This window comes from Megasphaera massiliensis (assembly GCF_036305205.1).
Taxonomy (GTDB): Bacteria; Bacillota; Negativicutes; order Veillonellales; family Megasphaeraceae; genus Megasphaera; species Megasphaera massiliensis.
The window spans coordinates 31,273-49,539 of the sequence record NZ_JAXIXE010000016.1; the positions used below are offsets into that span (position 1 = coordinate 31,273).

The window sequence follows — 18,267 nt, forward strand, 5'->3', positions numbered from 1 at the left end:
CTCTATCACCTGGTGCCACCTGCATAAGCACTACACCAGTTGTTATGCATTATACTCGGTTTGCATCGATTTGTCAAAACTCGTTCAATTTTGAGAGTTTTGCTCATTACCACAAATGGCACAACCATGCCGCTTACGCCGTGTATACAAAATCAGCAAAATTCTTTCCAAACCATAGAAAATCCACATATCCATCGGGGTTTATGCACTTTTTTAGAAAATTTTTACCAAATCTTTTTTTGCCCCCTCGATTCCGTGCTGAATCCCTTTGATATTTTTCGTACAAAGAGGCCTGTTTCCCCCTTCTTTTCGGCATAAAAACCCAACAAATTGTAAAGGGAAGGAAAGGACGCATCGTATTTCACCGCCAATGAATAAATTTACCGTCTACTTTTTCTCAGTCCCGTTTTTTTCGAAAATTCAAAAAAAATCACTGGACAGACAACTTTTCATCGAAAAATCCCCCTCCATCTTTAATCTTTTCATCGATTTCAGCATCCGGCTTCACCCGTTTCCCTTCAAGGTTCCCGAACAGCGTCGACGCCGCCACAGTTCCGCCTGCGTATCCTCTATCCGGCCGCAAAACCCTCGATATACGGGATGGACGAAGTCCCCCCTCGTCCAAAACCCTTTCAAAAAGAGGGTTCAAATCTGCAATGCCATTTTTTCATCGTCTCCAAATTCACTTACCGATTCCGTATTACAACCCGTATTTTTCAATAATTCTTTAGGTATAAAATCTTCTCGCATAATCTTCGCTGAACTTCCCTCTTCCGAATCATCGCACATTTGTCTATTGCAAAAACACATATTTTACATTCCGGATCGTCATCTTCGTCCCGCTTTTTTTCATTTTCTTGACCCTTTCATGTCGCCTATTTTTCGTTTTTTTTCGTCACTTAGCCCTTTCGAATCCAATTTTCACCCCTTCTGTTTCCCGTCGCTTCGACTCTTATCTATCTATAATATATGCAGCTAAATGCATCCTGATAGACAGCAGTCCCGAGGCTGCAAAAAAAGAGGACCCGTCTGATGGCGGCTTCCAAAGAGCGCAGTACCACGACAAAAGAGGCTGTCATCAAAGAAATAATTCTTCCATAACAGCCTCTTTATTATATATAATATGTATTATAAATCGTTCTTAGTCGTGAAACGTTACCTTACCGATGTTCATGGCAACGTGCGGGTCCATTTCATCGTAAATGGTACTCTTGCCCGTATCGAGGGTGCGGAGGGCTTCCATATCTTTTGATGTCAGTTCAAAGTCGAAGATGTCAAAGTTTTCCTGCATCCGTTCTTTACGGACCGACTTGGGAATGGCAACGATGTCTCGCTGTAAGAGCCAGCGCAGCATGACCTGACCGACGGTCTTGCCATAGGTTTCAGCAATTTTTTGGATCAACGGCGTGCGGAAAATGTCATTATTTCCTTCGGCAAAAGGAGCCCATGCTTGGTGCTGGATGCCGATTTCTTTCATAAAGGCTTCTTCCGACCATTTCTGATTCCAGACGTTGGTTTCGATCTGATTGACAGCCGGTTTGACTTCGTTCATGCCGGCAAGGTCTGCCAGGCGTTCGTTCCAGAAGCTGGTGACGCCGATAGCCCGGATGCGGCCTTCTTTATAGAGCTTTTCCATGGCCCGCCAAGCGCCATAATAGTCGCCGTACGGTTTATGAATGAGATAGAGGTCGAGGTAGTCTAGGCCGAGTCGCTTCATCGACGCGTCAAAAGCCCGGAGGGTGTTGTCGTAGCCGTGGTCCTGGACCCAGAGCTTGGTCGTAATGAAGAGGTCTTCCCGGGCAATGCCGCTGTTCGCAATGGCGGCGCCGACGCCTTCTTCATTGCCGTAAATGGCAGCCGTATCGATGAGGCGGTAGCCGACTTCCAGGGCATCGCTGACGGCCCGTTCCGTATCGGCCGGATCCGTCTGATAGACACCATAGCCGAGTTTCGGCATTTTAATTCCGTTGTTTAAGGTTACAAATTCCATAGTCTTATCCTCCTATCAGCCTTCAAAGGGCAAATGCATATTAGCGTAACGACTTTCCAGTTCCTGCGACGGCGTATAATAGCGGCGCGTGCCGTTCAAAGCGTTGACAGCGGCCATGTCTTCGTCGGTCAGGGAAAAGTCGAAGATATCGAAATTACTGAGCAGATGGTCCCGATTCTTCGTGCCGGGAATGGTGATGAAGCCGCGCTGGACGGCCCAGCGGAGCAAAATCTGGACGGTACTCTTATGATACGTGTCCGACAATTTCGTAATGATCGGATCGTGAAGGAGCTCCGGATCGCCATGGCCCAAGGGATACCAGCCCATGAGTTTCGTACCGCATTCCCCAAGGCGGACCATAACCTCATCGTATACATGGTAGGGATGGGTTTCGAGCTGGATGACGTGGGGTTTTACTTCCGCTGCCGCCAGCAGATCTTCGAGCTTGTCGCCGAAGAAATTAGAAATCCCCAGGGACCGGGCCTTTCCTTCTTTATAAGCCTTTTCGATCAAGGCATATCCGGCCTTGTAATTACCGGCGGGCTGGTGAATGAATAAGAGATCGACGTACTCGACGCCGAGCCGTTCCAAGGTCTTATCGACGGCATCCGACGCTTCATAGAGGGTCGGCCAAATCTTAGTCGATAAAAAGATATCTTCCCGTTTGACCAAGCCTTCATCCAAGGCTTTCTTGAGGCCCTTGCCGACGGCTTCCTCATTGAGATAGGCATTGGCCGTATCGATGAGGCGATAGCCCATTTTCAAGGCATCGTACACCGATTTTTCCGTATCTTCCGGACTAATCATAAAGGTTCCCAGTCCCAACAAAGGAAGGCGGACGTCATTGCTGAGTTTCGTATATTCCATAAATAAGGCTCCTTTCTACGGTGAATCAATCTATGAGATACGCAGACTGTGCGTATTGGATATTTCCTGTCCACATGTAGAAGTTTACAGCATCCGGAAAAAATTGTACAATACCAACAAAGGATTTCACTATTCGATTATTTTATACTGAAAGGGAGACCGATATGATTGAAATGAACCTCTTGGCCCAATTTGCCGCCTTTGCCGACGCCGGCACCTTGACCCGGGCAGCAGAAAAGCTCCATACCTCTCAACCGGCCCTGACCAGAGCCATGAAGAAGTTGGAGCTTGAATTAGGCGTCCCCTTATTTGTCCGCAGCAAAAATCACCTCGCGCTCACAGAAACGGGCCGCTATGCCCTTCCCTATGCCAAACGGGTATTACAGGAAAACCTCGATTTCTGCAGCCGCGTCCGCAGTTACGAGCGCAGCCTTCACACCATTTCCATCGGCTACTGCGCTCCGGTCCCGCAAATGGTGCTGACACCTATCATCAACAGCCTCTTTGAAGGCAAGACGATCTCGGCCGACATGAAAGACGATGCCTCCTTTGCCGAAGGCCTGAGAAACAACATATACCAACTGGCCGTCACCCATACGATTCCCGACGGCGACGATTTATTCGTCAAAAAATGCGGCAGTGAAAAACTGTTTCTCTCCATCCCTCCATCCGATGCCTTGGCCTTTTACCCGGAAATCCACCTCAAAGATCTGGACGGCCGGCCCATCCTGCTCTTATCGCACATCGGCTTTTGGATGCAGATGACCAAAGACAAGACGCCGAACACCCGTTACTTACTGCAGGTCCAGCGCGAGTCCTTCCTGGAGCTGGCCCAAAATTCCGACTATCCCTTCTTCGTCTCGAGCTACTTCATGCACCGCGGCGAGGACATGCCGGGGCGCATCAATGTGCCCATCGTCGACGAAGAATGCCAAACCGACTATTACCTGGTCTGCCTGAAAAGGGATGCCAAGCGTTACGAACCCTTATTCCGCCAAATCGACGAGCAGACGATCTATTGATTTTCTTCCTCTTCCTTGTCCCGGCGCAATTTATCCTCTACCTGAGCCTTTAGATCCTGCCAGGCCTCAGTAAACCACTGCCGGCGGGCCTCTTCATCCCACAGGCACTGGATTGCTTTGGTCAAGGCATCCCCCAAGAGGAGGTTCTCCGTCTGCTGGCTGCGGTAGACGCCGAGCTTACAAGCATTGGCAAAGTGCTCACAATTATGGAACAACAAGTCATAGTCCTTGTTGCCTAAACAAGCCCGGGCAAAGGCGATCGTATCGTCGACGTCACAGAGGCTTTCCCGTTCCTTTTCCGTATACTGCCGAACCTCGATTTCGCCACCCTGGCGAAACTGCTCAAACGACGTAGCCTGTATCTCCGTATCCCACCAGTCGACGGGATTATAATCGTCGTCGCCGGCAAAAGAAATGACCTCGTCGTCACTGACATAGATACCGTGATGGTAATATAAGCCGCCGATGCGCCGCACGCGGATATGATCGCCCTTTTTAGGCTCGGCTTTGACCCAGCATTCTTCCGGCGCCGGATCTTCCAATACGGCCAAAAGAGAGTCGACATCAATGGCCATATTCCTCATCTCCTAACAAAGTGTACCCCTTGAGACTCATAGGTCTCTTAAAAATGACGCTTCTTCAAAAATTCCAAAAAAGCTCGACAGCCGTGATCGACGTCATCCCAGGTCTTCTGGAAATCCCGGGTGTACCAGGGATCGGCCACCGACCGCGGATGGTGCGTATAATCGAGGAGGAGCGAACACTTGCGCTGCGGGTCGCCGTTCAAAGTCAGCTTCATGTCGGACAGATTGGCATCATCCATGCCCACGAAATAATCGTATTTGTCGTAATCATCGGCAGTGAGCCGTACGGCCCGCTTATCCTTGGGGTCCATGCCGTGTTCCTTGAGCAGCCGTTCCACCGGCGGATAGACCGGACTTCCGCTGCCGCTCCAAATCTCATCGTCCGACGTCGCTGCCGACGCGACTTCAATCGAATCAGAGAGCCCCGCCTCATCGACCATCTTGCGGAAGACGAACTCGGCCATCGGCGAGCGGCAAATATTTCCATGGCAAATAAACAGTACTTTAATCATGTCTTTCTATCCTTTCTATTTATAACAAGATATAATAGATGAGCCCCACTACTTTCCATTTTATCATAAGTACATAAACTTCATAAGATATATTTAAAAAAATTATAAAAAATATATATAAAATCATTCCAAAACTCACCTCGACAAAACGAAAATCGCGGTGAAACACCCATGCGCACCAAAAAAAACGGCTAAGATACTTCTATTGTATCATATCCAAACTTTCTTTTTGAATTAAATTCACGCATAAAATCATATAGTTTTATATTTTACGAAGTATTTCTTTAAAATAAGAGGAGTTCCATTTTTAGGTAAAACCATTCATCCTTCGGGGTTTTATGTATTGCAATTTGCAAGTCAATGCATTACACTATAAGTAGGAGGTGGTCATCATGAAAGACTCAACAGTAAGCGCCCGTGTCGAAAATAACGTAAAGTTAGAGGCTGAGTCCATTCTTCAGCAACTTGGCATCCCGGTTTCCGTCGTCATCAACGCCCTGTATCGTCAGATTATCTATAGCCATGGGATTCCATTTTCCCTTACGCTTCCCGAAATTCCTCAAACCGAAGACAGTCTAACCGATAGCGAATTACATGCCAAGCTGCAACACAGCTACGAGCAATCCCTTGAAGGAAAAGGTCGGCCATTAGATGAGGTATTCGATGACTTGGAAAGGGGCCTCAAATAGTGGATGCTTATCAAATTATTGTTACCCCTGATGCAGAATTAGATTTACTCAAAATCCGCAATTACATTGCCCACGGTCTTCAAGTTCCTAACGTCGCCTTGAAATATATTCAAAGTATCCGAACGGAAATCCAAAAATTAGCCTATATGGCAAGTAGTGTCCCCCCGATTCAGGATGAACCGTGGCATTCCCATGGAATCCGAAAGATTACAGCTAAGAAATTCCTTATATACTATCGAATCGATGAACAAACAAGAACAGTGTATGTCATGAACGTAATTTATTCCCGCCGAGATCAACTTAAGGCACTGGTAAATATGAATATAGAATCATAGATTGTACAAACAAGCCCTCTCTTTCGAGAGGGCTATTCTTCATGTAAAGCTTATTTCTACAGGTTCATCAGCGATTTTTCAGCAGCCCCAATATCGTCTTTATAGACAAATAGGCGATGAGGACCGTGCCGCCGGCCAGGAATTCAGCGCTGAGGACGTTCGTAATGTCCGACGGGTACGATTTCGCATAGTGCAGCATGGCATTGGTAAAGGCCATGAAAGGGAAGCCTGTCGACCACCAGAGGAGGCTGAAAGTCCCTTTGACCATGTCGGTCAATACCGTAATCAAAAGGGGAATCGCCAGGAACAAACCGCAGTGCAGCAATAGGTTCGAAAAGGTATCCGTTCCGAAGGTGGCCGTGTAGTCGAGATAGGCCATGCCGAAAGGTGTCAGGAGGATCAAAAGGCCCGGCCCGAAATGCTTATCGAAGACGGCTTCTTTTAGGAAGAACATGACGCCGGCCATGCCGAGGCCCAGCCCGATGCTCAGGCTGAACAAGGTCAACTCCTGATATCCGAACAGCTTCAGACTGTTGCCGGCCACAGGAATCGTCAGCGGTGAAATAAGAATCAGCAGCCATGCCGGAGTCAAGCGGCTGATGTCCTGTTTCTCATGCATCCAGCGCCGCCACAAGAGAAAAATACAGGCGAAAAGGACCAATACCCCGATGACCCAAATCACAGCCGCCACCGGAAGCGACCAAGCCTCTACGATGGCCGCCAACAGTACCGACGCCATGCCGAAGGTAGCAAAAAAAGGCGCCCCTTCCGGACTCTTCCATTCAGCAAGAACCGCATCCGGCCGCCGGATTATCTTCCGTCCATAGCCGATAACCAGGCCTGCATAAATCACAGCCGCAACGATGCCGATACCCTCACCGATGGACGCCGGCAGCCCCCAAAGGACAGACGCCGCCATATAAGAAAAAGCCAGTCCGCAATACCCCATGACAATAGAAAACACAGCTATATTCATACCAATTCCCCCATATCAAAAACGCCGGCGCCGATCACGCCGACCAGTATATATCACTCATTATAGCGCATAATTATATCAGAACCAATACTTCGCCAACCATAGATTTCTTTATTTCCAATCGAGCCATCTGTATCCGCTCATCATGTAACTAAGGTAAGGAACCTATAAAAACGGTCATTGACTCTCATGGGGAGCGTGTTATTATAAAAATGAGTTTTACGAATCGAAAGGCAGCAACTCCCAGCATAAGGATTCATCTGTCAAATTTTTTCCAAAAGAAGGGATTCTATTCATGTCACATTTTAAAATTTTAGGAGGAGATTTTTCTAAAGAAACATCGCTTTTAACTACGTTCGGCTTGATATTTCAGTTATCAGTCCCCAGGCCGGGATTCACGTTAAAATCCGATACCTATGAGCTGAAAAATAATATCGCCAAAGTTGAACAAATCACAGAGCAGAATAAGGCGAAAGTCTTATCCAAGGCCGGGTGGACAACCTTAGGTGCCGTTGCCCTGGGGCCGGTCGGACTTCTTGCCGGCCTGATTTTTGGCGGAAATACCAAATACATATGCATGGCCGTGAAATTAAAAAGTGGCCAAGAATTTCTTGCTGAATGTGATTTACAAACCTATCAAAAATTTTATGACGCTTATTTAGAAACCCGTCGCACAACCGAAGAGTCCTACGATGAAGATGTGGATGAGGACGAAGACATAGACGAATCAACAACTGCAGATGATTCGATACCTATGGACACATACTCCGTTACCAAGGACCCGGCCGCCTTGCTCAAACAATTAAAAGAACTTAAAGACGAAGGAATTATTTCCGAAGATGAATATAGAACCAAAGCACGAAAAATCTTTGATAATATCTGACTCCATATCCAAGACATCTATTGCTTTTTCCCTCTTTATCGGGCATACTCAAAGTAATACCGACACTTAGAAAGGAGATTTCTTATGACGGATCTTACTATCAACGTAGATGAAAAACTCAAAAAAGATGCCGAAGCCGTATTCAACCGTTTAGGGATGGATCTGCCTTCTGCCATTACCCTGTTTTTAAGAACCTCCGTCCGTTGCGACGGACTTCCTTTCGAAGGCAGAATAGAAGCCTTTAATGACGAAACCCGCGCCGCCATCGCCGAAGCCGAAGAACTAAAGAATCATCCGGAAAAATTCAAGCACTACGACAGCGTCTCCGATTTGATGGAGGATCTGAACAAAGACGATTGACACGTCATACAAGCAATAAAGACCCCGGTTTTCCATCATCATAAAAAAATGGCAGTCCCAGATTAAGGGGCTGCTATTTTTTCGTCCAGGCATATTATATAGGTAAATTCGGGAAACTCGATTCCGATGAAAACACCTCTATCAAAAACCAATTGGTGAGGTCAATGAAGGAAAACGGCAGCCCCCATAAAGGCTGCCGTTTTTCCTTCAAAACTCAGTCATCTCACTTCACGACGACATGCACTTTTTTCCCACAAAAGGCAATGCCATATTTCCATACCATCGAGATGCCACGCTGTTCAAAAGCTGTTTCATATTTTCGATCTTCAATCTGCTGTAATGCTTCTTTTGCTTTTTCTTCTAACTGTTTTTCCCCATCGGCACTCTTAAATTCCATGATGACACCGGCTTTTGAAATATCTTTCGGAAAAATGGCCAGGTCAAACCTCCCATATCCGCTTTCATGATTCGATTCGACACCATAATCTTTTCCTAAAAACAAGGCCGTCATCCCCAACATGAATCCGTGATAAAAACTTTCTTTATTCGCAGTATCGTACGTACTGGCAAAACAAAGGAGAATCCGCTGAAGCTGATAAGAGAAGTCAGCGCCCTTCCCGTTCAGCAATAAATCGAAGAGCCCGTCAAAGGTATCCCGGTCTGCCCCATCGGCCAAAGAATTCAAAATCTCCATACTATACACTCTTTTAATTTCTTCATTGGGAATGCGCAGTGAATACCGCTCATAACTGGTCTGTACATCGGAAGCTACCGTTAAATAACCCGTTGTAAGCAACAGCGTGTAGAGTGCACTTTGGTCCCTGCCGATTCGTTCATAAACGACACCTTCATTCAAACTGACAGATATCGGCTCGTCATGTAAAAGTCCCTGCAATGATTTGATACGCAAATAATCAGCGTAGGAAAGGAGCTCCCGCAGGATGGCGTTATTCGACGTGTTAATCCAATATGGCATAGGAATACAGTGATGGTTGATATAATTGATGACCGACCATGGATTATAGATTTCACTGGTTCCAATACGGTATCCATCATACCAATTTTGTAATTCCGGAAGGGCTGAGGTGATGTTCAGTTCAGCAGCCATATTTGCGACTTCTCCGGGCGTAAATCCAAAAACATCGCTATAGGTATCACTCAATACAGAGCATACCTCTAAATTATTTAATCCGCTGAAAACACTTTCTTTGGCAATGCGAAGCACCCCGGCCAGAACGGCAAAATCGAGGACGGGATTGGTTTTTAAGGCACTGCCTAAAAACAGGCGCATAAAGGCCATGCACTCCGTATAAAAGCCACATACCCAAGCCTGCTGAATGGGAGCATCATATTCATCGATCAGCAGAATAACCGGCATTTGGTAATAAGCTTCCATAATTTCCATCAATCGAGTCAAAGACCCGGCCAATTCATTTTCCGTCGCCTCTCGTTTGATGATACGATAAAAATCCGCTTTCATCTCATCATCGATATCGTCGCTGTCGCAAAGATATTGATACCGCAGATACAGCCTCCGCAGAAAGAGCCCCCATTGATCCAGCATGCTCTCCCAAGACAAGTTTTTTAAATCTTTCAGCGATATAAAAATGACCGGGCAAGCGCCTTGGTACTTCATATATTCCGACCCGGCTTTTCCAATATCGAGTTCTGAAAACAAGTCTTGACTGTCCCTTTTTTTATCGACAGAAAAGAAGTATTCCAGCATGCTCATAGTCAGAGTTTTACCAAAGCGGCGAGGGCGGGTAATCAAGGTGACATCTCCGTGGCGGTCGATGAGCTGACGGATAAAATCGCTCTTATCGACAAAATAATAGTTCTCGCGAACTTTTTTAAAGTCTTCAACACCAATCGGCATCGCTCTGTTCATCACGGTCACCCCCTACAGTTCTCTTATTCTCATTATAAGCGAAGGTACTACACCTGTCTACAATAAGCCCACTTATACCGTCCGCCCCATCTAATTTCCGAATCCCCAACAAGGCTGCCATCTTCCACAAGCTCATCGACAAATACAAGGTCTCTCAGGCTCCGCTTGGTTGAAACTTTCAGCCAGCCATTGCGGCCATCAATGTCTATTCTGGCGTAGATTGAAGTTTCGTACCGCAGCGACTAGACAGACTGACCTCCGTTATCTTATAAAAAAAACGGCAGTCCCAGATTAAAGGGCTGCCATTTTTTCGTTTTACGACCTTTAATTTTACAATGACTGCAATACCCCGAGCATGTCCTCTAATGTATAGGCACCTTCTTGCTGCAGCGCTCTCTTATCGAACACCATAAAATAACGATATTTACTGCCTGCAACAGACTGCCAACGACGACCGAGTTTTAGCTTGGTTTTGCTGTCATCACCGTCTAAATAGTCTCCTTTCGATTCCAGCAGGATAATATTTCCCTTCATCGTACAGAGCAGGAAATCCGGATAATGATTGATAAAACCGTTGATGCAGAAGTCCTTACGGTCAATGATCCGATGCCACCATTTAATATTATCTAATCCGACAACGGCATCGATGACCTTATTTTCAAAAATGTTCATGTCATTGCGTTCGGCCTCATACAGCGATTTAGGGATAGAATCTGTAGCATCTGCCGGCGTAATGATTTTTGGCATCTGATAGTTACTTTGACAAATGATTTTGCCGGAATCCAGCCATTCATAGAAGGTCTTTTCCTGATAAACGGCTTGGAGCTGTTTGATTTTCGTCTGGATTTTGTTGGCGTAGACCGGTAGTGCTGTTTCCATATTCGCGACTTCATCTGCATCCATCTGTTCGATGACACGCCCTACATAAGCTGCAATATCGCCTGCTGAGCATGAATTATTAAACTTATTGAGCTGACCACACAGTAACTTTGTACACTCATTTACTTTTTTAGCTTCCGGAACCCTCGCCAGATATTCCCGAAGATAGTCGCTCTCCATTTGCCGGGTCCGTTGATATTTAGGCACAGCTTCCCCGTAGTCACTGATATCAACTTTATACATGTCACCTTCAGCCATGGCAAAATTAATCGTTGCATCTTGCTGTCTGAGTGAAAATCCTTCCAATAAATGAACCGGATTCAACACTGCATAGGCTCCGCCAAACAGGTCGGGAGCCGTTTCTACGCAGAACTGAGGCAGCGTTAATAGTTTTATTTCATCTTGCCAGTTTGTCTGAATGGAGTACTGATGCAGCATATTCCCTAACTCACCACCTTCTAGCGAAGATTCCTCGGAAGCCTTTAATTCACTCTCATACTGTTCGGCTTGTTCAGAAGCCTGAGAAGTCATATCCTGCAAAGTCGGCGAATCTTCGGACGAATCATTTGCAGAAGACTGAAGCCCTACCTGTACCTGCCGGCTATCAATATCTGAAAAATTATCCGCTTCCGTACTTTCCGAACTATCATCACTTGATACCGTTTCTACCGGCTCACTCTCTAAGTCTAAACTTATTTCTTCATATCCCGGCATGCTAATATCCGATATTGGAGCAGCGGATCCCACGCGATAATCTTTGCGGGTAAAACCAGCTTCATTCAATCCTCGGACAACACTTTCTAACGTATAGTGGAAATCCTTCGACGACGTTAAGACATAGGCCAAGTTGAGTAAATTTTGTTCATTCTTCTCGGCATAGGGCTGCCTCAAAATACGACCTAAAATCTGTTCTACATCAACCTTAGACGTCTTATTGGCTAAAGAGGCCAAGATATAGGCAAAGGGGCAGTCCCAACCTTCCTTCAAGGCATTGATGGTTATGATATAACGAATCCGGCAGTCTGGAGAAAGCAAATCTACCATTCCTAATTCATCGACCTCAGCGGTCTTAATGGCAATCTCTTCTTCCGGTATACCGATATCGATCAATTTTTCTTTTAGTTTTTCAAAAGTTTCGCTGTCTTCTCGAATATTCGGCTGTGCCTGAAACAGGACGATAGGCCGCACATAGCGCCCTCCGGCAGCGGCTTCCGATTTTGCCATCTGTTCCAAATTCCCTCTCAGTTGAATGGCATCTTGAATGACACTCTGTCGGTTCTGACGGTTGTAGACGATAACCGGCAGCTTAACCATATTTTCCTTTTTCAGTTCACGGGCATCAACATATACCAGTATATTGCTGTTCTTTCGCGGCGTTGCCGTCAAATCCAGGACAAAAGAAGGATTTAGATTATTAAGCATCTCTGTACTCAAATCCGATCCGGCATTATGGCTTTCATCGACAATAGTTACCGGTGTCAATTGACGCAGAACCTGCATCAGCGCCGTATCCGGCGTATTGTCTAAACGCGCCTCACGATACGGCAGTTCGACAGCAAATCGATTCAGATTGCCATTTTCCTGATAAACCTTGCGGATATCCTTTTTCCTACTTTTAATGCGCAGAGAATCATAACTCAAAACACAGACGGTCAACATTTCCCGTACCGTATCCGGAGAAAAATTTTGCCCGGAAAGCAGCATTTCCTTTGTACAAACTTCCACACGGTTCTGGAAATCCCGTTCCAACCGCTGCCGGTACGGATGACCGGGCGTCGATAAATTACGTACGGTCTGAGCTAAAATAGCATTGGAAGGCACGAGCCAAACCACGACTTTCGGGCGGTCCGGCGGCAGATTATCAAAAAGATACTTCAAAGACGCGCAAGCCATGAAAGTCTTACCGCCTCCCGTCGGAACTTTCATGCAAACATGAGGGACACCCTCAATGGCATCATTGTAAGACGGGACACCGCCATCGCCAACGGCAATATCTTGTTTCTCCCAATAGTTTTTCCAGGCTTCCTTTAAACTATTTGTTTCCTGCAAGCTGGTCAAGTAATCCGCGAGATGGTCCATGACCTGTTTTTGATATGTTTTCAGTTCCATGCTGCCACCTCCTAAAGTCGTGCAATATCACGAGGAATCTTTTTAAACGTTATCTGGAATTTTGCCAGCTCAGCATCACTCAGTGTACAGCGGTCAGCATAGATGACATAATGATCGGCCTTCGTCTTGACGGTATGCAAAAATTCACGGTTCAGTGTCGTCGCCTCATCCTTTTCATAGCAGAAATAATAAGCAGTCCCTACATAAGAACCGAGATAATACGGCTCATCAGCCTTTTCTTCCGACAAAGATTGCCGCGTTTCCATGAAATAGATATACTCCCGAATCGTATCGATTGTGACTTCTTCATTGAGCAACTCTCCATGAAACAGCGGTTCCCCTAATTCATAAAAACTAAAATTTCCGCCGGTCCCCTTCTGATGCTCTTTTGCTCTTTCGATACCGATGACCTTCAAATGGCCGTCAACCATTTTTGGCCCTTCAACTTTATCATAAGAATTCTTGGCATCGTCAGCAATCTCCTTCGCTTCCGCAAAGAGATCGCCTCCATCCTTTATATTTTTCGTCGTAATGGCCGTATCATAAAGGACGTCCTTTTTATTCGTCGGATAACCTTGGATGGCACGCTTGACTCGTTCTGCCGTGATGGAATCAGCATAATCTTCCATTTCCACCAATATAAAGTGACGATTCCCCCCATCTTTGGCATTCATATCCAGCACAGCATGGGCCGTCGTACCAGAACCGGCAAAACTGTCAAGAATAATAGAGTCTTTATCTGTAGCTTGATTTAACAATTCAGATACAAGCAATTTGCTTTTCGGAAAAGCAAATATTGAAGAACCAAAAATTTCTAATTGTTCCTTCGTACCATTGCTGGTATAACAATCTTTTCCGATTAAAGATGAATAACCCGTATAACTGTCAGATAACTCCGAAAAGAATTGCTTTTTTCTAGGTCTTCCATCAGGAGATGAAGGCCACAATATTTTATTTTCTTCAATTAATTTCGCCATTGTATTTCGGTCATAGCGCCAACCTTTTAACGGCTTTCCATAATTAATTCCTGTTTCAGGATTAATCAAATCATAATGTAAATTAGGACGTTCGTTTTCTGTCGCTAGTCCCACCATATTCGCACTTGTCCAAGGACCTCTAGGATCATTATCCGGATTAGAATATCTATTGCTGTCTCTTTTACACCCTTTTAATTTAGTGCCATAGCATAAAACATATTCATGATCGATAGAAATATTAGTGACATTACGATTGTCTTTGTTTTGCCTACTTTTCCAAACTAAAATAGCCATAAACTTATTTTTACCAAAAATTTCATCCATCAGCAATTTTAAATGCATAGCTTCTATATCATCAATACTAACAAATATAGTTCCATCATCAGCCAACAATCGCTGCAGCAGCTTCAGCCGCGGATACATCATGCAGAGCCATTTATCATGGCGCGACAGGTCGTCGCCTTCTTTGCCTACAACTTCACCGAGCCACTTTTCGATGCGAGGATCCCTGACATTGTCGTTATAAACCCAGCCTTCATTCCCCGTGTTGTACGGAGGATCAATGTATATGCAGGAAATGCGCCCCTCATATTTAGGCAGCAGCGACTTCAAAGCCAATAAATTATCGCCGTGGATAATCATATTTTCACTGCCATTATCTTCTGTTTGCTGTCCATCCTCATCATAGCTGTACTGTCTCTCCAACACATGATACGGCACTTCCAGATGATGATTTACAACTTTATCTTTTCCAATCCATTCCAACGAGGGCATATATATTCCTCCATACTCATTAAATTTCAGTCTTCTGATTCGTCCATTTTCATTAACAATTATCGATAGCGGTTGCTGTATCATATGCAACAACCGTCTTTTTTATTTCTTTCTACTTGCAGCAACAATCCGCTCATCTAAGCAAATTAAAAAGCTCCGCCCCGTGTTGCAGCACAGGTCCGGAGCTCGCAAAATTGCTGTCTTTATTATATCAAATTTTTTCAGAAAAGTATATTTTATGCGGGGATAGAGTACCCCTCATATCAAAAAGCAAAGACCTATCATCCAAAAAAGACGATAGGTCTTTCGTCGTGCATTCAGACCCCTTGCGAGGAAAACGGTAATACGACGCTGGAAGGCATATTAGTTGGCTTACGGACAAACCCGTCTCAGTCCCCTATTGTATGACTCCCTTTCTAAAAGGAGTCCAAGTAGGTATGGGGCCGGTGTAAGAATATCCCTCCCCAACAGGCAAGGCATGCAGCCAATACCCTACGACAAAAGTAGAAACATCAGAGCGTCAGATTCAGTCCCCTATGGTACAAACTCCTTTTTCAAAAAAGAGTCCATGTAACTCCGGGGATTTTGGTAATACGACTCTGTGACCAAACGTCATACTGTAACGCCCAAACTATAAGTTTCAGTCCCCTATAATACAAACTCCTTTTTCTAAAAGGAGTCTATTTAACTTCGGGGATTTTGGTACGCTGACTCGCTACGACTGGCATCCGAACGGGCATAACGCCCAAACGTTTCAGTCCCCTTACGGGGATTTTGGTACGCTGACGCTGAAATGTGCGAATTTTATAATTTAAAAAGAACCACGTTTCAGTCCCCTTACGGGGATTTTGGTACGCTGACGAGCTGTTGGTTGACATGGAGAGCGCCACTATCAATGTTTCAGTCCCCTTACGGGGATTTTGGTACGCTGACTTCGATCTTGTCACCATCTCGATTTTGATACGTGACGATGTTTCAGTCCCCTTACGGGGATTTTGGTACGCTGACCTTATGCATTAAATAATATTGGTGGAGCTATATGTGTTTCAGTCCCCTTACGGGGATTTTGGTACGCTGACTCTGTCTTCCAGTACCCGCTCCCTGACTGGGCTCACAGGCGATTTTTTCAAACCTCGGCCTTTTTTCGCCTTTTCGGGGGACCCGGGTAAAAAATAAAAATCAGGCAGTGTTGTTTATCCGCTTCGTTATGCCATTTGTAGCCATTTTGGAAATTTTCAAACCTATGGGGTTTTTGACCCTGAAATAGGTTTTCCAAAGGTCAGTCAAAATCAGTATTACCTTGACTTATCTCAAGTATACTTTTTTCGCTGCACCTTGTCAAACCACTGCACCACAACAAAGGAGCCAAACAGAACAAATCCCCAAGAAAAGCCATCACAGCCCATCTCGGGAATTCCAGTAACACAACATCCTAGTGAATCAAAATAGATTGATTAAGAATACGTCCTTTTCCTCCTTGCGGAGAAATCGGTAATATGACATGGCTAGCTAAGCTTGTTTGGCGAAAGCTTCATAAGAGTCTCAGTCCCCCCCCTATGGATTACCTCCTTTTTCTAAAAAAGAGTCTAACTAAATCTGGGAATTTTAGTTCTTAACTTCTTGAGTAAATCCATAAGAGGCCAAACTGAGTCTTAACGCTTGAATATAGGTGCTATAATCCCAGGCGGCAGCAAATTTATTCCATTGGTACTTCATTTTGAAATAGATATTTTTATGATTTTATCGTATACTATATATGATGATATATATAACAAGAGGCGATAACATTGACCATTTCAACACAGACACATTATCTTATGAACAATCTCATGGGTATTTTCTTTGGAGCCATATTGCCATCATTTTTGTTGTCCGGTTCCGACAGCGAAGCTAGTGCAATTTATTTTTTAACTGCACTACTCGCGTTAATTCCATCAAATATTGCCTATCGTAAGGGTAGAAGTTTTGCTAAATGGTTTATCTATAGTGATACCTTGTGGATAATAGCAATGATTCATAGCTTAAAAATAAAACCTAACGATAGAGGAAAAGCTAGAAATGGCTTCCATAAATGCCCATATTGTGGGGAATATAGCCGCCCAGAAGCAACAGTTTGCCACTGTTGTGGGAGAGATTTGTTTATACAATAAAACAGAGTCCGCCATTTTTGAAAAAACATCATGAGAATAGAATACAGCCAATAGAAAAGCCATGGATCTATGAAAAAAGCATAAATCCATGGCTTTTTCACGCCTTAAAACAGTCCCCTTACGGGGATTTTTGGTAATAAGACTTGGCGTGCTGGTCGACAGTTCTGTCGTAGTCCGCTCAGTTTCAGTCCCCCCATGGTACAAACTCTTTTTTCAAAAAAGGAGTCCATGTAACTCCGGGGATTTTGGTAATACGACAGGACGGCAATCTTATCGGGATTGATGATGCATCCCCGTTTCAGTCCCCTTACGGGGATTTTGGTAATACGACGAGTGAGTAGTCTAACAGGTGGGATAGGCGTCGGATGATTTCAGTCCCCTTACGGGGATTTTGGTACGCTGACCAAGTTAGCGGAACAAGTTGCCTCACAAGAGGCGAAAGTTTCAGTCCCCTTACGGGGATTTTGGTACGCTGACCTGGAACCAAATGATGTTCTCGCGTTTCGGAATCCCGTGTTTCAGTCCCCTTACGGGGATTTTGGTACGCTGACTTTATCCAAAATTTATTTGTGATATTCTCAAAACTTTTGTTTCAGTCCCCTTACGGGGATTTTGGTACGCTGACCGAACACCCCGAATAACCACTCACATTTTTACGTCTTGGTTTCAGTCCCCTTACGGGGATTTTGGTACGCTGACACGCGCTTCTGGATTTGGATGAAGCGATGTTGGAATGTTTCAGTCCCCTTACGGGGATTTTGGTACGCTGACTGATACAACGATTACTCGTTTATATCTTATCCAAGAGGGTTTCAGTCCCCTTACGGGGATTTTGGTACGCTGACTCCTGATTCTTCTGCGCCGACAACATAGCAAAATGTTTGTTTCAGTCCCCTTACGGGGATTTTGGTACGCTGACGCTTACGCAGAAACGCAGGATAGCACGGCTTACGAAGTTTCAGTCCCCTTACGGGGATTTTGGTACGCTGACTTGCACGGAAGAAGAATTCTCCGTCCAGCGAGCCGTCGTTTCAGTCCCCTTACGGGGATTTTGGTACGCTGACTCCTTCGTATATTGGTTGAAGGAAAAGAAAGGTTTGTTGTTTCAGTCCCCTTACGGGGATTTTGGTACGCTGACGACAGATATATTTATCGCGAACGATACGTTATGTGTCATGTTTCAGTCCCCTTACGGGGATTTTGGTACGCTGACGGCTGATATCGGCGACGACGTAGTCCGGAAATGTGTAGAGTTTCAGTCCCCTTACGGGG

14 protein-coding genes and 2 CRISPR repeat arrays are annotated in these 18,267 nt (G+C 45.2%); of the genes, 6 read left to right on the plus strand and 8 right to left on the minus strand.

Annotated features, from left to right (window positions below; translation table 11 throughout):
• Positions 1-1,141: 1,141 nt before the first annotated feature.
• Entirely contained in the window at positions 1,142-1,990 is an 849-nt protein-coding gene (locus tag UCI88_RS03660; protein WP_256179429.1) for an aldo/keto reductase, read from the minus strand.
• 15 nt (positions 1,991-2,005) lie between these two features.
• The gene (locus UCI88_RS03665) at positions 2,006-2,857 is read right to left on the minus strand and encodes an aldo/keto reductase (protein ID WP_256179428.1); all 852 of its coding nucleotides are present in this window, start codon (positions 2,855-2,857) and stop codon (positions 2,006-2,008) included.
• A gap of 164 nt (positions 2,858-3,021) precedes the next feature.
• Between UCI88_RS03665 and UCI88_RS03670 the strand changes: the two genes are divergently transcribed.
• Entirely contained in the window at positions 3,022-3,879 is an 858-nt protein-coding gene (locus UCI88_RS03670; RefSeq protein ID WP_256179427.1) for a LysR family transcriptional regulator, read from the plus strand.
• Here the strand turns inward: UCI88_RS03670 and UCI88_RS03675 are convergent.
• Complete coding sequence (locus tag UCI88_RS03675; RefSeq protein WP_044503097.1) at positions 3,873-4,454, minus strand: lecithin retinol acyltransferase family protein; 582 nt, start codon at positions 4,452-4,454, stop codon at positions 3,873-3,875. The two genes, UCI88_RS03670 and UCI88_RS03675, sit on opposite strands and share 7 nt — an antisense overlap.
• Positions 4,455-4,501: 47 nt before the next feature.
• Positions 4,502-4,975, minus strand: coding sequence for a low molecular weight protein-tyrosine-phosphatase (locus UCI88_RS03680; protein WP_044503098.1), 474 nt, complete (start codon positions 4,973-4,975; stop codon positions 4,502-4,504).
• A gap of 392 nt (positions 4,976-5,367) precedes the next feature.
• Between UCI88_RS03680 and UCI88_RS03685 the strand changes: the two genes are divergently transcribed.
• Both UCI88_RS03685 and UCI88_RS03690 read left to right on the plus strand, forming a co-directional pair.
• Positions 5,368-5,664 (plus strand): type II toxin-antitoxin system RelB/DinJ family antitoxin, encoded by a 297-nt coding sequence (locus UCI88_RS03685; RefSeq protein ID WP_044503099.1) that lies wholly within the window; start codon positions 5,368-5,370, stop codon positions 5,662-5,664.
• Entirely contained in the window at positions 5,664-5,999 is a 336-nt protein-coding gene (locus UCI88_RS03690) for a type II toxin-antitoxin system RelE/ParE family toxin (protein ID WP_256179426.1), read from the plus strand. The genes UCI88_RS03685 and UCI88_RS03690 overlap by 1 nt, the downstream gene beginning before the upstream one ends.
• A gap of 67 nt (positions 6,000-6,066) precedes the next feature.
• On the opposite strand, the gene UCI88_RS03695 is transcribed toward UCI88_RS03690, so the two are convergent.
• Positions 6,067-6,975, minus strand: a complete 909-nt coding sequence (locus UCI88_RS03695) for an SLAC1 family transporter (RefSeq protein WP_256179425.1) — start codon at positions 6,973-6,975, stop codon at positions 6,067-6,069.
• A 295-nt stretch (positions 6,976-7,270) separates the two neighbouring features.
• Here UCI88_RS03695 and UCI88_RS03700 point away from each other — a divergent pair, with 295 nt between their 5' ends.
• Both UCI88_RS03700 and UCI88_RS03705 read left to right on the plus strand, forming a co-directional pair.
• Positions 7,271-7,858: an SHOCT domain-containing protein gene (locus UCI88_RS03700; RefSeq protein ID WP_044503100.1), complete on the plus strand. Its 588-nt coding sequence runs from the start codon at positions 7,271-7,273 to the stop codon at positions 7,856-7,858.
• Between the two features lie 84 nt (positions 7,859-7,942).
• Entirely contained in the window at positions 7,943-8,218 is a 276-nt protein-coding gene (locus UCI88_RS03705) for a type II toxin-antitoxin system RelB/DinJ family antitoxin (protein WP_256179424.1), read from the plus strand.
• A 223-nt stretch (positions 8,219-8,441) separates the two neighbouring features.
• Here UCI88_RS03705 and UCI88_RS03710 read toward each other — a convergent pair whose 3' ends face one another.
• The 3 genes from UCI88_RS03710 to UCI88_RS03720 all read right to left on the minus strand — a co-directional run bounded on the left by UCI88_RS03710 (position 8,442) and on the right by UCI88_RS03720 (position 14,929).
• A complete protein-coding gene (locus UCI88_RS03710) occupies positions 8,442-10,106 on the minus strand; it encodes an AAA family ATPase (RefSeq protein ID WP_256179423.1) in 1,665 nt (554 codons plus the stop codon).
• Positions 10,107-10,436: 330 nt separating this feature from the next.
• Complete coding sequence (locus tag UCI88_RS03715) at positions 10,437-13,094, minus strand: DEAD/DEAH box helicase (RefSeq protein WP_256179422.1); 2,658 nt, start codon at positions 13,092-13,094, stop codon at positions 10,437-10,439.
• Between the two features lie 11 nt (positions 13,095-13,105).
• Positions 13,106-14,929, minus strand: a complete 1,824-nt coding sequence (locus tag UCI88_RS03720) for a site-specific DNA-methyltransferase (RefSeq protein WP_256179421.1) — start codon at positions 14,927-14,929, stop codon at positions 13,106-13,108.
• A gap of 667 nt (positions 14,930-15,596) precedes the next feature.
• Positions 15,597-15,925: a CRISPR direct-repeat array (repeat unit 36 nt; unit sequence GTTTCAGTCCCCTTACGGGGATTTTGGTACGCTGAC).
• A gap of 737 nt (positions 15,926-16,662) precedes the next feature.
• On the opposite strand from UCI88_RS03720, the gene UCI88_RS03725 reads away from it, so the two are divergent.
• On the plus strand, positions 16,663-16,995 hold the full coding sequence (locus UCI88_RS03725; protein ID WP_195891150.1) for a zinc ribbon domain-containing protein: 333 nt from the start codon (positions 16,663-16,665) through the stop codon (positions 16,993-16,995).
• A gap of 295 nt (positions 16,996-17,290) precedes the next feature.
• A CRISPR array of direct repeats spans positions 17,291-18,208; the repeat unit is 36 nt; unit sequence GTTTCAGTCCCCTTACGGGGATTTTGGTACGCTGAC.
• Positions 18,209-18,267: the final 59 nt, after the last annotated feature.